Consider the following 14,338-nt stretch of genomic DNA (forward strand, 5'->3'; position numbering starts at 1 on the left):
GCGCGCACCCCTGCGCGTTAACCCTTGACCCGAGCCTGACTGCACCCACTATGTGTCACGCACGGACACGAAAGTGACCACTACCGATCTCAATTAGGTCACATGAACGGTCGGTAAGTTTCGAAAATCGGACATATGAGACATACTCAGACAGGCATTAAACGGACAGTCGTCATGAATGACGGACTGTCACGTTCGCTCAGCGGACACCTTGCCGTGGTAAGCGCTATTCCGTTTATACGCGCGTCGACAGCATGGAGTAGTTGAAAAAGTTCGCCCCCCTCTCCATCGGAAAGGGGGGCGACGGTTTCCGGCCAAAGCACGGCCGGAAGGCCTCAGAAGGCGGTGATCAGACCTTCTTGGCGCGCGAGGCGGTACGACCACGGTCCTTCTGGTCCAGCACGACCTTACGGATGCGAACAGTCTCCGGGGTCACCTCGATGCACTCGTCCTCGCGGCAGAACTCCAGCGACTGCTCCAGGGAGAGCTTCCGCGGCGGGACGATCGACTCGGCAACATCGGCGTTCGACGACCGCATGTTGGTGAGCTTCTTCTCCTTGGTGATGTTGACGTCCATGTCGTCGGCGCGCGAGTTCTCGCCGACGATCATGCCCTCGTACACCTCGGTGCCCGGGTCGCAGAAGAGCACGCCGCGCTCCTGCAGGTTGGTCATCGCGAAGGCGGTCACCACACCGGCCCGGTCGGCGACCAGCGAACCGTTGTTGCGGGTCGTCAGGGTGCCGAACCACGGCTCGTGGCCCTCGTGGATCGAGTGCGCGATACCGGTGCCGCGGGTGTTGGTGAGGAACTCGGTCCGGAAGCCGATCAGGCCGCGGGACGGCACCACGAACTCCATCCGGACCCAGCCCGAACCGTGGTTGGACATGTTGTCCATCCGGCCCTTGCGGATGCCCATGAGCTGGGTGACGGCACCCATGTGCTCCTCGGGGACGTCCACGGTGAGACGCTCGACCGGCTCGTGCGTCTTGCCGTTGACCTGCTTGGTGACCACCTGCGGCTTGCCGACGGTCAGCTCGAAGCCCTCGCGACGCATGGTCTCGATCAGGATGGCCAGCGCCAGCTCACCACGGCCCTGCACCTCCCAGGCGTCCGGGCGCTCGGTCTCCAGGACGCGCAGCGAGACGTTACCGATCAGCTCGCGGTCCAGGCGGTCCTTGACCTGGCGGGCGGTGACCTTGCGGTCGACCCGGCCGCTGGACTTGGCGTCCGCGCCCTTGCCGCTGCCGCCACGGCCGACCAGCGGCGAGGTGTTGGTGCCGATGGTCATCGAGATGGCCGGCTCGTCCACCGTGATCAGCGGCAGCGCGATCGGGTTCTCCGGGTCGGCGAGGGTCTCGCCGATCATGATGTCGGAGATGCCGGCGACGGCACAGATGTCGCCCGGGCCGGCCACCTCGGCCGGCTTGCGGGTGAGCGCCTCGGTCATCAGCAGCTCGGAGATGCGGACGCTCGAAATGGTGCCGTCGCGCTTGATCCAGGCCACGGTCTGGCCCTTGCGCAGCTCACCCTGCTCGACGCGGAGCAGGGCGATACGGCCGAGGAAGTTGTCCGCGTCGAGGTTGGTGACGTGGGCCTGGAGCGGCGCGTCCTCCTCGAACGTCGGAGCCGGGACGTGCTCCAGGATGGTGGAGAAGAACGGCTCCAGGCTGTCGCTGTCCGCGGGGACGGTCCCGTTGTCCGGCTTGGTCAGCGAGGCCACGCCGTCACGCGCACAGGCGTAGACGATCGGGAACTCGATCTGGTCCTCGTCGGCGTCCAGGTCCAGGAACAGGTCGTAGGTCTCGTTGATGACCTCGTCGATCCGGGCGTCCGGGCGGTCCGTCTTGTTGATGCAGAGGATGACGGGGAGCCGCGCGGTGAGCGCCTTGCGGAGCACGAAGCGGGTCTGCGGGAGCGGACCCTCGGAGGCGTCGACCAGGAGGACGACCGCGTCCACCATCGAGAGACCTCGCTCGACCTCGCCACCGAAGTCGGCGTGGCCCGGGGTGTCGATGATGTTGATGGTGATCGGAGCGCCACCATCCTTCGGGTGGTACTTGACCGCGGTGTTCTTCGCGAGAATGGTGATGCCCTTCTCGCGCTCCAGGTCGTTGGAGTCCATCATGCGGTCGTCCAACTGCTGGTGGGCAGCGAAGGCGCCGGCCTGCTTGAGCATGGCGTCGACCAGGGTGGTCTTGCCGTGGTCGACGTGGGCGACGATGGCGACGTTACGGATGTCGTTGCGCGTGGGCATGCCTAGCAGATTCTCCCGGAATCGTGGGTTTCGGCGCCCGGCTGCGTGACGCGCACTTGCGACCACTGTTGGTCGCCGCCGCCCGTTCCGCCTGCTACTACCGGTCCACCCGCCGGGCAGGACATGCCACGGCTTCCTCCTATGGTACGGGGAACCGCCCAGCTCGGCCGAAACGAGCAGGTCGGGCGGGATCAAGATCACAACTCGGACACCGGCTCTTCACCCTGTGGACGTCCGGCGGCACGTTCCGGACCCGTCCGCCGACCCGTCCACCGACCCCTCCACCGACCCCTCCGGCGGTCCCTCCGGCGGTCCCTCCGGCAGTCCCTCCGGCAGTCCCTTCCGCCGCGCCCGGCGACGGTCCACGGACCGGTCCGGTCCGGTCGCACGGCGATCGGGTGACCGCGTCCACCCGCCCTGCCCGCCGGGACCCGGCCCCTGTCTCATGGCTCCTGCCGGACGCACGAGACCCGGGAGAGAGGGCCTGACGGAGGCCCTGACGGAGGCCCTGACCGCGACCTAGCCGGCCGACCACCCCACGTCCTGGAAGCGCGGCCGGCCGAAGCCCCAGACCCCCGCACCCGCGAGCCCCGTCCGGACGGCCGTCAGCTCGGGGCGCTGGAACAGCGGCACCGAGTGGCCCAGCTGCCAGATCCGGACGTCCGCCTCCTGGAGGAGGGCCTGGCGGGCGGCGGGGTCCGGTTCGGCGCCGGCACGCTCGAAGAGGCGGTCGATCTCCTCGGTGCCCGCGCGGGCGAAGTTGGTGCCGGCCCGGAGGGCTCCGTCGGGGCCCGGCCGGGGCTTGGCGTAGACGGGCTGCTGCTCGCCGGCCGGGTCCGGCCCGGCCGGCCAGGAGAAGAGGGCGAGGTCGTAGTCCCCGGCGGCCAGGTGGTCGCGGACGAAGGTGTCCGCCGGCGCTTCCGTCACCCGGACCGCGATCCCGGCCGCGCCGAGGTCCGCCACCACCGCGTCCGCGGTGCGCCGGGCGGTGGCGGAGCCGGCCGGGGCCAGGAGGGTGAGGGCGAGCTCGCGGCCGTTCCGGGCCCGGGTGGCGCCGGCGGCGGGGCGCTTCCACCCGGCCGTGTCCAGCATCCGCCCGGCGTCGGTGGCGCCGAGCGCGTCGGCGTTGTCGCGGTAGCCGTCCTGGTCGCCGGTGAGCAGGTGGTGGCCGTGCGGGGCGGCCGGCAGCCCGAGCGGGGTGAGTGCGGCGTCGGCGGTGTGCCGGCGGTCGACCGCACGGGCGACCGCACGCCGCAGGACCGGGTCGGTGAGGAGGTCGCGGGCCGCGTTGAGGGTGAGCTGGGTGAGGGCGGCGCCGGCGGCGCGGTGCAGGGTGACGCCGGGCAGGGTCTCCGCCCGGTGGAGCGCCTGGGCGGCCCCGCCCCCGGCCGGGGCGCCTGCCCCGCCGGCCGCGTGGTCGACGGCGGCCGTCAACGGGGCGATGTCCACCCGGTTCTGTTCGAGCGCGTCGGCGCGTTGTTCGGCCGGGACGGCGAGGAAGTCGATCCGGTCGGCCTTGGCCGGCGCGCCCCACCAGTACGGGTTGCGGACGAGGGCGGCCCGTCCGCCGGCCGGGTCGTACCCGGAGACCAGGAACGGCCCGGCGGTCGGGTGGGCGGTGCCACCGGGCAGCGGGCGGCCGAAGGCGGCGGCGGTGGCGGTCTCGGCGGCCGGGTAGAGCGGGCCGAACAGGGCGCGCCACTGCGCGCAGGGCTGCCGGAAGGTGACCTTGACCTCCTGCGGGCCGGCGCCCTGGACGATCGAGTCGATCGTGCCGTAGCCGGCGGGGCGGGCGGAGGTGTAGGCCGGGTCGAGGCCGGAGAGCGCGGCCCGCTGGGCGATGAAGTCGGCGGCGGAGAGCGGGGTGCCGTCGCTCCAGACCGCCCGCGGGTTGAGGCGGTAGGTCACCACCTGCGGCAGCTGCCCGGGCGGCGTGGACTCGGCGGCGGCCAGGTAGTCGGGGTCGGCCTCCCAGCCGCCGCGCGCACCGGGCCGGAACAGCGCGGGGTAGAGGGCGTGCGCGAGCAGCGCGGAGTCGGCGGTGGCGGCCGGCTGGTAGACGTTCAGGGTGGCGGGGACGGCGTCCACCGCCCAGCGCAGGGTGCCGCCGTCCCGCACGGTGGAGCGGTCGACGGGGAGGACGTCCCCGGTCACGGTGGCCGGCGCGGGCGGTGCGGGGACGGGCGTCGGGGCGGTGCCGGCCGGGAACGGGCCGCCGGAGCAGCCGGCCGAGGCGGCGAGGGCGAGCAGCAGCGCGGCGGCTGCGGCGGGGAGGCGGGCGCGCATGGCGGCCATGGAACGCCGCCGCTCCGGGCCGGGCCGCGCCGACACGGCGGCTGCCCGGGGACTGCACCCGGTCGGCCGAGCCTCCGCCGCCCGTGCCGCGACGTCGCGCGGGGGCGGCGCGCGGGGGCGGCGCGCGGGGGCGGCGGCCCCGGTGGGCCCGCGGCCCGGGCCCGTCTACAGCCCGAGCTCGAACCAGACGATCTTGCCCTTGGGCGTCCGCCGGCTGCCCCAGCGTTCGGCGAGCAGGCTGACCAGCTGGAGCCCCCGCCCGCCCTCGTCGGTCTCCTGGGCGCGCCGCTGCCTGGGCTGGGCGTAGCCGTCGTCCCAGACCTCGCACACCATGGTCCGGTCGCGCAGCAGACGGAGCCTGATCTCGCCCCGGCCGTGCCGCAGGGCGTTGGTGACCAGCTCGCTGACCAGCAGCTCGGTGGTGTCGACCAGCTCGTCGAGGCCGCGGGCCAGCAACCAGCTGCAGGCGAGTTCGCGGGCCTTGGCGACGGAGGTCGGCTCGGGCGGCAGGAACCAGTTGCCGACGGCGTCCTCGGGGAAGGCGTGCACCCTGGCCATGAGCAGGGCGATGTCGTCCTCCCCGTGGTGCGGGTTGAGCTCGCCGAGGACGTGGTCGCAGAGGTCCTCCAGGCCCTTGCCCTCGGCGGAGAGCGCGACGCGGAAGGCGCGGAGCCCCTCGTCGAGCTGGTGCTTGCGGCTCTCCACCAGGCCGTCGGTGTAGAGGCCGAGCACGGCGCCGTCCGGGAGGGTCAGCTCGACCTCCTCGAAGGGCTCGCCGCCGACGCCGAGCGGCAGGCCGGGCGGGACGTCCAGCATCCGGGCCGGTTCGCCGGGGCCGAGCAGGACGGGCGGCAGGTGGCCGGCGTTGGCGAAGGTGCAGCGCCGGGTGACGGCGTCGTACACCGCGTAGACGCAGGTCGCCAGGTAGACCTCGCGGGCCTCCTCGTCGGCGGTCGAGGTGAGTCGCCCGTACGGGGCGGGCACGACGGCCGGCGCGGTGTCGTCGCCGAGGCCGCGGGCGATCTCGTCGAGGGCGGTGAGCACCTCGGCGGGGTCGAGGTCGAGCATGGCCAGGGTGCGGACGGCGGTGCGCAGCTGCCCCATCGCGACGGCGGCCCGCAGGCCGCGGCCCATCACGTCGCCGATGACCAGCGCGGTGCGGTTGCCGGGCAGCGGGATGACGTCGAACCAGTCGCCGCCGACCTCGGTGTTGTTGTTGCTGGGCAGGTAGCGGCAGGCGATCTCCAGGCCACTGGCGGCCGGGTTGCCCGGGGGCAGCAGGCTGCGCTGGAGGATCAGCGCGCGCTCGTGCTCGCGGCGGTAGAGCCGCGCGTTGTCGATGCAGACCGCGGCCCGGGCGACCAGTTCCTCGGCGATGGCGACGTCGCGGGCGTCGAACGGCTCGCTGCCGATCGCGCGGGAGAGCTGGACGAGGCCGAGCACCTGGTCGCGGGCGACCAGCGGGACGATCAGGGTGGAGCGGAGCAGCGGGTCGGGCCCGGGCTCGGGGACGACGCTGCGGCCGGTGCGCAGGGCCCGGGCGTGCGGGGAGCGGCGCGGGTAGCAGAGGGTGCCGCCGGCCTCCGCGATGGGCAGGCCGGTGACCGAGCCGAGCACCGAGGAGGCGCCGCCGACCACGCTGGAGACGGCGACCCGGCGCAGTTCGCCGCTGCCGTCGGTGAGCACGCCGTCGCCGTACCGGCCGGCGCTGGGGACGGTCTCGCCGGAGAGCAGCGCGGTGTAGAGGTCCACGGTGGCGAGGTCGCAGAACGGCGGGACGACGACGTCCAGCAGCTCCTTGGCGGTGGTCTCCAGGTCGAGGGTGGAGCCGATGTGGGCGCTGGCCTCGTTGAGCAGGGCGAGGTTGCGGCGGACGCCGTCGGCCTCGCGCTCGGCGACGTGCCGGCTGGTGACGTCGGAGACCTGTCCGGCGACGCCGGTCGGCTGGCCGGCCGCGCCGTTGAGGCGGTAGAGCGAGACGGCCCAGAGCCGGTTGCCCTCGCGGGTCGGGACGGTGGAGTGGAAGCGCAGGTCGAAGACGGGCTCGCCGCTGGCGAGGACCTTGCGCAGGGCGGCGGTGAGCCGGTCGGCCTCGGAGCCGGGGAAGAGGTCGTGCGGGGTGAGCCCCTCCAGGTCGGTGGGGGCGAGGCCCATCCCGGAGGCGAAGGCGTCGTTGACCCGCTGGAGCCGGAGCCGGTCGTCGAAGAGGATGAACCCGGTCGGAGTCTGGCCGAAAACCGCCTCGGAGGCGGCGAGGTCGGTCTCGATCCGGCGGAGCCGGCCGAGGTCGACGGCGAGACAGGTGGCGCCGGCGGTGGGCAGCGCGCTGTCGGGCATCAGGTAGAGCTCGGCGAGGCCCTCGCCGCCGTTGGCGTCGCGGTACGGGGTGGTGCCGACCCACTCCTCGCCGGCCAGGGTCCGTTCGAGCCGGGCCCGGCCGCGCTGCCAGAGCTCGCGCGGGACGAAGGTGGTGACCGGGTCGGCGCCGACCGCCTCGGAGGCGGGGACCCCGAAGAACTCGGCGGCGCGCTCGCTCCACTGGCTGATCCGGCCGTCGGGGCCGATCGCGAAGGTGGCGACCCGGATGTAGTCGTAGATCGATCCCGGGTCCCCGGCGCCCCAGCGGTGTGCCTCGGCCACCCGGTGGGCGGCGGGACCGACGGTCGGGGCCGCCGCGCGCGCGACCGAGCGGGGCACGGCGGGCGCGGACACGTGTTGGGCACCGGCCTGCCCGGGTACAGCGGCATGACCGCTGCTGCTCGGCGCGTTACGCGCCGGGGTGCTGTTCAACGGACCGACCCCTCCAAACCCGCGACCGTCCGGATGTCGAGAAGACCGAGTATTCATCATCGAGGGGTACGTTCACACGCCCTCAACATCACAACATCAGATCGGGCGAAGGTTTTTGTCCTACCGCCCGCGCAACCACAATGCCACGCTCGCGCCCCCTGCCGGAGCGCGCGCTCCCCCTGGCCGCCTCCCGGCATATGCAGCACCGTTCTCCTCGCCGTCCGCTCGTCCGCCCGTCGGGCCTACTCGGCCGCCGACTCGTGGGGCTCACTACCCGGCAGCGCCTGCTCGAACCAGACCACCTTGCCCATCCCCTCGGCCCGGGCCCCCCAGCGCAGCGCCAGCCGGCGGACCAGCTCCAGCCCCCGGCCGCCCTCGTCGGCCTCGGCCGCGTGCCGCTCGCGCGGCGGATCGGGCAACGGGTCGGAGATTTCCACCAGCAGCGTCTCCCCGAGCGTCAGCCGCACGCCGATCGGTGCGCTCGCGTACCGGACCGCGTTCGTGACCAGCTCGCTGACCAGGAGCTCGGCCGTGTCGGTGAGCTCCTCGACGCTCCACTCGACCAGCGTCGCGCGGACCAGCCGGCGGGCCCGGGAGACGGCGGTCGGCTCGGCGGGCAGCGTCCAGCCCGCCGTCGGGGTGCCGGCCTGCCCGTGGCCGAGCCGGGCCAGCAGCAGCGCCACGTCGTCCGGCTCGCGGCCCTGCTCCATGGTGTCCAGCACCGCCTCACAGGCGGCCTGGATCGACGCGTACGGCGCCTCCAGGACGGTGAGCAGCCGGCCCAGGCCCACGTCCAGGTCCTTGTCCCGGGACTCCACCAGCCCGTCGGTGCAGAGCGCCAGCAGGCTCCCCTCCGGGATCTTCAGTTCGACCGACTCGAACGGGACTCCGCCGACCCCGAGCGGGGCTCCGGACGGCAGCTCCAGGATCCGCCCGACGCCGCCGAGCAGCGGGCCGCCCGTCCGGGTCGGTTCGTCGGTCCCCTCCGCCGGCACCACCAGCACCGGCGGGATGTGGCCGGCCTTGGCGACGGTCATGGTGGCGGTCGCCGGGTCGAACACCGCGTACACGCAGGTGGCCAGCAGCGCCTCGTCCGGCCCTTGGGCCAGGTCGTCGGCCAGCTCGTGGACGTGCCGCAGCAGCACGTCCGGCGGCAGGTCCAGGGCGGCCAGCACGCGGACGGCGGTACGCAGCCGCCCCATCGTCGCGGCCGCCCGGAGTCCGTGGCCCATCACGTCCCCGACCACCAGCGCGGTGCGGTCGCCGGGCAGCGGGATGACGTCGAACCAGTCGCCGCCGACCTCGGTGCCGCTGCTGCCCGGCACGTAGCGGTAGGCGACCTCGACGCCGGTCGGCTGGGGGACCTGCTGCGGGAGCAGCGTGCGCTGCAGGGTCAGCGCGGCGGTGCGCTCACGGGCGTAGAGCCGGGCGTTGTCCAGCGAGGAGCCGGCCCGGTCGGCCAGCTCCACGGTGAACGCCAGGTCGTCCCGGTCGAAGCCCTCCCGGTAGCCGGCCCGGCTGACGAGCAGCAGGCCGATCACGATGCCCCGGGCGCGCAACGGCACCACCAGCATCGAGTGCACGCCCAGGTCGTGCGCCGCCTGCATCTTCGGGTCGCCCGGGTACGTGACGTCGCTCAGCTGGTCGGCGCCGGAGAGCAGCTCGGGAACGCCGGTGCGCAGCACCCGGCCGCAGGCCGAGTCCTCGGCGAAGGTGATCCGGGCACCGCGCCGGAGCATCGTCTCCACCTCCGGACCGTCCTGGACGGAGGCGGTGCCCAGCTGGAGGAGCGAGGTGCGGCGGTCGTGCCCGTGCCGGGGCAGGTCGTCACCGTGCGCGACCGCCTGGAGCAGGATCACCGCGGCGTGGTCGGTCAGCCGGGGGACGACCGCGCCGGCCAGCTCCTGGGCGATCCGGGAGGCGTCCAGCAGGTCACCGACCCGGGAGCCAAACTCGTTGAGCAGTGAGAGCCGGCGGCGGGCGTGCTCGACCTTGGCCACCGCACGGTAACGCTCCGTCACGTCCATCACCGTGCCGGAGATGCCGAGCACCCGGCCGGCCCGGTCGGTCATCCGGCTGTAGGAGATCGAGCGGTAGCCGGAGCGTGCGGTGATCGGGGAGGCGAGGGTGACGTCGATGACCGGCTCGCCGGTGGCCAGCACCTGGCGCTGGATCGCGGTGATCTCGTCGGCCGCCCGCTCGGGGAGGGTCTCCCCCGTGGTCCGGCCGACGTGGTCCTCCGGCACGACGCCGTTCATCTCGGCGAGGGTCTGGTTGACGGCGGTGTAGCGCAGGTCGGTGTCGAGGATCGCGATGCCCAGCGGGGACTGCTCGAACAGCGCGTCACGGACGGCGAGGTCGCGCTCCACCGCCCGGACGGCGGCCGCCTCGGCCAGGTTGACCTGGAGGAACGGGGTGCCGTCGCCGTCGACGAGCAGCGAGATCCGGGCGTCGACCAGCACCGGATCGCCCTCCCGGTCGCGCAGCTCGGCCAGACCGGACCAGCGGCCGTGGCGCAGGGTGTCCTGGATCGCGGCCCGGATCCGGACCACCTGGTCGGCGTCCGGGATCAGCTCGTCGATCCGGCGGCCGACCAGCAGCTCGTTCGGCCAGCCGAGCAGTTCCTCGGCGGCCGGACTCCAGAGCACCACGCGGCCGGCGGTGTCGAGGATCGCGATGGCGACCTTGACCACGTCGAAGAGGGTGCCCTCGGGATGCCCGGCCGTACCGGGACCGGGGCGCCCCCCGAGTGCCGTCCGGGGGCCTGCGGTGCCGCTTCCCGGCCCGCCCGGGGCGTCTCCCCGGCCGCCTCCCCCGGCACCTGCCGGAGGCTGCGCCTGGGTGTTCCGCGGTCCGCCGGGGAACGGCCGGCCGGGTCTGCTCCGGACGCCGCCCGGCGGCGCCGCGTCGGGCACCACCAGGGACGGTGCGGGCTGCGTCGGCACCGGCCCCTCGGGCGGACCGCCGCCCTCGCTCCGGCCACGACCGGCCGGCGGGTACGCGGCCCGGTTCTCGCCGCGCACGTCCGCCCGGCTCGCGCCACGGCGCAGCCGGGCCCGGGCGGCGGCGCTCCCCCCGGCGCCCGCCCGTCGCGCTCCCCCGCCACCGTTACCGGTATTCGACACCGACGGGGCCTCCGGCTCTGGTCGGGATCGGCGTCGCCGGCTGGGGGCGGCTCACCGATGGTGACGAATAGTGCCGAAAAGTGACATACCCAGCAGAACCAAGGCTATCCCGGTCAGCGCGTCGACTTTTCCGATTGCCCGGCCCACCGCCCCACGCGTCGCGCGGGAGCCGCCCCCGCGCGTCCCCGCTCCGGGGCAGGGACGCGGACGGGGGACGGCCTGCCGGGACGGCAGGGCGGCCCGGGGGGCGGTGCCGGCGAGGCGGTCCGCAGCTCGTCCGGAGGCGGTGAGGGCGGGCGGGAGCACGGGCGGGCACGCGTCCGGACGGGGCGCCGGGGTTCAGGTCACCGGCTTCGGGGCGCGCGGTTCAGGGCGCGCGGTTCAGGGCGCCAAGCGGCGGGCGACGTCCGGGAGCACGGCGCGGTCGTGATCGAGCCAGTCGACGTCCGACAGCTCGGCCGGTCCGAGCCAGCGGAGCTCGTCGTGGTCCTCCAACGGGCGCGGATCCCCGGAGAGCAGCTCGGCGGCCCAGAACCGCAGCTCCAGGCCCGGCCGGACCAGCCACGAGCCCGGCAGCCGGGTGACCGCCCGGGCGCGTACGCCCAGTTCCTCCATCAGCTCGCGTTCGAGCGCCTGGCTCTCGGTCTCACCGGGCTCGGCCTTGCCGCCGGGGAACTCCCAGCGGCCGGCCACCTCGGCGGGCGCGCTCCGGCGGGCGGCGAGCACCCGGCCCCGGTGGATCAGCGCGCCGCCGACGACGATCCGGTTCTCTGCCGTGCCGCCCGCGGCCGGCCGGTCGTTGGGCTTGTCCATGGCCGAAGACCCTAGTCGCCCGCCCGGCCGTGCTACTCGTCCGGTCCCCGCGTCCGCGACGCACCGGCGGGCTCGGCCTCGACCCAGTACAGCTGCTTGTGACCACGCGCCTCGAACTCGGCCGCCAGGCGATCGGCCGCCTCCCGCCCGACGCCCCCGGCGACCACGAAGCGGTTGCCGTTGTCGTCCTGCCGCATCACCCGAAAGGTGTCCATGGCGGCCAGCGTAGGCCGGGCCCCGGCCCGCGTGGGGGTCGGGCCGGGGCGGGCCTCCTCGGGACGCTACGCCCGGTTCGCTTCCGGCAGGTACGGGCGCGGTTAACGGCCGGTAAGCCGGGCGCCGCCGGGGCCGCGGCGACCGGCGGACCACCCCCGCGACCGGTCGCCGGGGCCCGCGGCGTCAGACCTGGTACTTGGCGACGTGCTCACCGGTCTGCAGGCCCAGCTCGCGCCGGATCTCCACGGTGCCCTTGTCGCTCCTCGCGAGCAGCGCCTCGGCGCGCCGCACCTCGCGCTGCAGCGTGGCGTCGTCGACGGACCTGCCCGCCGCGTCCCAGATGTTGGCGGCCTCCAGCTGTACCGCCGCCAGCTCGGCCAGCTTCGGCTTCGCGCCCGCCGGCCAGACCGCCGTGGGGCTGACGACGTCCGCGGCCTCCTTGCGCGACGCCGCGGCCATCTGCACGGCCCACGCCCGGTAGGCGGCCGGCTGGAGGGAGACCTCCGCGGGCGGCCGCTTCGCGTACACCCGCTCGTAGGCCCGGGCGGCTTCGAGGTAGGCGAGCTGGGCCGGGTTCAGACTGCCCCGGTCGGTGCGGACGGTGCCGAGGTGCTCGGCGCGGGCGTCCTCCAGGACGCAGATGACCTCGTGGTCGCCCGCCTGCCAGTTGTCCCGGCCCGGGTAGTACTCGGACGGGTTCATGCCCTCGGGCACCGCCCAGAAGTCGAGGGCGTACGCGTCGCGGACCGGCCGGCAGAGCTCGATCGCGCGGTCGCGCACGGCGGTCTCGCCCGGGTACTCGGAGCTCCCCTCGTCGGGCATCGGGACGATCCCGGCCACCTCGCCCTGGTGCGGGGCCGAGCAGGGCTTCTTGAGCACCCAGTAGACGACGCCCGGGGAGCCCTCCGCCGCGTCGGACCCGGGATCCGCCCGGGTGAAGCAGTCACCGGTACGCAGCGACCCCCAGGACACCGCGCCGGCCGGCCGTGGCGGCTGGTCCCTCTCGCGTTCCTCGGCCTGGATCCCGAGGACGGCGAACCCGATGAACGCGACCAGGGTGACGACCACACCGAACACGCCGAGGACCAGGCCGGTGACCGCCATGCCCCGGCCGCGCTGGTTCCGCTTCGATATCCGGACCAGCGCGACGATCGCGAGGACGAGGGCGGGCGGCCAGAGGCAGAACAGGCCGGTGACCAGGGCGGCGACGGCGAAACCGCTGGTGCCCGTGGGGGCCGGCGTATAGGCGAACCCGGGCTGGTAGCCGGAGATCGCGCCGGGCGGGACGGCCCCCCAGCCGGACGGCTGCGGGGCGGCGGGCGGCAGGTCCGTACCGGGGGCGGCCGGCGCGGCCGGCGTGGTCGCGCGGGCGCCGCTTCCCGGGGCGGCCCACGGGTCGGCGGGGGCGACCGGAGCCGCCCGGGGGTCGGCGGGGGCGGCAGCGGCCGGAGCCGCCCACGGGTCGGCGGGGACCGTCTCCTGCGCCGGCGGGCCGGCGGCGGCCAGGGGCTTCATCAGTTCGACCCGCGGGTCCGCGGGCCGAGCCGCGGGCAGGGCCACCGGTTCGGCCACCGGTTCGGCCACCGCGCCATCCACCGCCTCGGCCGGGAGCCCGGCCGCAGGCGAGACCGCGGTCTCGGGCCCGGCTGCGACCGCACTCTCGGGCCCGACCGCGGGCTCGGGCTCGGCCTCAGGCTCGACCGCCGGTCCGGCAGCCGCGCCGGCCGCCGGCTTGGTCAGCTCAACCCGCAGGTCCGCGGGCGGCGGAACGTCGTCGGGCTCGGGCTTGGACACGTACGACTCCCCCGGCCCGCAGGTCACGGGCCCTACTCGGCAGTTCGGTCGGAAGGGCCCACGGAGCGAACCGCCGCGATCGGAGAATCGCCGCAGTCACGGCGGATCCGTGGGAACAGGCGCGCGACTCTACCCGATCTTGAGGAACGGCCACCCGTGCGCGTCCCGCCCGCCGCCCCTGCCCCTCGGGCCGGCCGCCCGGGGGCTCACCCCCGGGCCAGGACCTCGCCGTGCAGCATCGCGAACCAGCCGTCCTCGGCGGCCACCCACGCCCGCCACCCGGCCGAGATCCGCTCCAGCTCGGCCTGCTCCGCGTACCCGTCGGCCACCGCCGTCCGCGCGATGCCGGAGGACACGACCCGGTCGGCCCACAGCCCGCCCCACCACTCGCGCTGCTCGGGCGTCGCGTACGTCCAGGTGCCGGACGTGGCGGCGACGTCGGTGAACCCCGCCTGCCTCGCCCAGGACAGCAGCCGCCGACCGGCGTCCGGCTCGCCGCCGTTGGCGCGGGCGATCCGCCGGTACAGGTCCAGCCAGCGGTCCAGTTCGGGCGACTCCGGGTACCAGGTCATGGTCGCGTAGTCGACGTCCCGGACCGCGACCACGCCGTCCTCGGCGACGACCCGGCGCATCTCCCGCAGCGCTCCCACCGGATCGGTGACGTGCTGCAGCACCTGGTGCGCGTGGACGACGTCGAACTCCCCGTCCGCGTAGGGCAGTCGGTGGACGTCTGCGACCTCGAAGACGACGTTGGCCAACCCGCGTCCGGCGACGTGCCGGGCGGCCTCCTCCAGCACCTCGGCGGAGGTGTCCACGGCCACCACCCGGCCACCGGGGCCGACCAGTTCGGCCAGGTCGGCGGTGATCGTGCCGGGCCCGCAGCCGACGTCCAGCACGGCCTGACCGGGCCGCAGTTCGGGCTGCAGGTAGGCGGCGGAGTTGGCGACGGTCCGGGAGCGGTGCGAGCGCAGCACGGGCTCCTGGTGGCCATGGGTGTAGACGGCGGGCTTCGGTGCGGTCATGGTGACGTCCCCTTCGGGTGCGGTCGGCT

8 protein-coding genes are annotated in these 14,338 nt (G+C 74.6%); all 8 read right to left on the reverse strand.

Features of this window, described 5'->3' with window-relative positions; all coding sequences use genetic code 11:
• Positions 1–349: 349 nt before the first annotated feature.
• The 8 genes from typA to ACFWIC_RS29520 all read right to left on the reverse strand — a co-directional run bounded on the left by typA (position 350) and on the right by ACFWIC_RS29520 (position 14,309).
• On the reverse strand, positions 350–2,254 hold the full coding sequence (gene typA / locus ACFWIC_RS29485) for a translational GTPase TypA (RefSeq protein ID WP_329876233.1): 1,905 nt from the start codon (positions 2,252–2,254) through the stop codon (positions 350–352).
• A 519-nt stretch (positions 2,255–2,773) separates the two neighbouring features.
• Positions 2,774–4,540 carry an ABC transporter family substrate-binding protein gene (locus ACFWIC_RS29490; protein WP_380356696.1) on the reverse strand — a complete coding sequence of 589 codons (1,767 nt, stop codon included), beginning with the start codon at positions 4,538–4,540 and terminating at the stop codon, positions 2,774–2,776.
• 174 nt (positions 4,541–4,714) lie between these two features.
• Complete coding sequence (locus ACFWIC_RS29495) at positions 4,715–7,396, reverse strand: SpoIIE family protein phosphatase (protein ID WP_380356733.1); 2,682 nt, start codon at positions 7,394–7,396, stop codon at positions 4,715–4,717.
• A gap of 185 nt (positions 7,397–7,581) precedes the next feature.
• Complete coding sequence (locus ACFWIC_RS29500) at positions 7,582–10,032, reverse strand: SpoIIE family protein phosphatase (RefSeq protein WP_329876229.1); 2,451 nt, start codon at positions 10,030–10,032, stop codon at positions 7,582–7,584.
• 813 nt (positions 10,033–10,845) lie between these two features.
• Positions 10,846–11,277 (reverse strand): (deoxy)nucleoside triphosphate pyrophosphohydrolase, encoded by a 432-nt coding sequence (locus ACFWIC_RS29505; RefSeq protein ID WP_355403460.1) that lies wholly within the window; start codon positions 11,275–11,277, stop codon positions 10,846–10,848.
• A gap of 32 nt (positions 11,278–11,309) precedes the next feature.
• The gene (locus ACFWIC_RS29510; protein ID WP_355403458.1) at positions 11,310–11,492 is read right to left on the reverse strand and encodes an SPOR domain-containing protein; all 183 of its coding nucleotides are present in this window, start codon (positions 11,490–11,492) and stop codon (positions 11,310–11,312) included.
• Between the two features lie 184 nt (positions 11,493–11,676).
• Positions 11,677–13,287, reverse strand: coding sequence for a DUF4190 domain-containing protein (locus ACFWIC_RS29515; RefSeq protein ID WP_380520422.1), 1,611 nt, complete (start codon positions 13,285–13,287; stop codon positions 11,677–11,679).
• A gap of 206 nt (positions 13,288–13,493) precedes the next feature.
• Positions 13,494–14,309: a methyltransferase domain-containing protein gene (locus ACFWIC_RS29520; protein ID WP_380520423.1), complete on the reverse strand. Its 816-nt coding sequence runs from the start codon at positions 14,307–14,309 to the stop codon at positions 13,494–13,496.
• Between the last annotated feature and the right edge of the window lie 29 nt (positions 14,310–14,338).

The sequence above is a fragment of the Kitasatospora sp. NPDC127035 genome (genome assembly GCF_042726075.1).
Taxonomy (GTDB): domain Bacteria; phylum Actinomycetota; class Actinomycetes; order Streptomycetales; family Streptomycetaceae; genus Kitasatospora.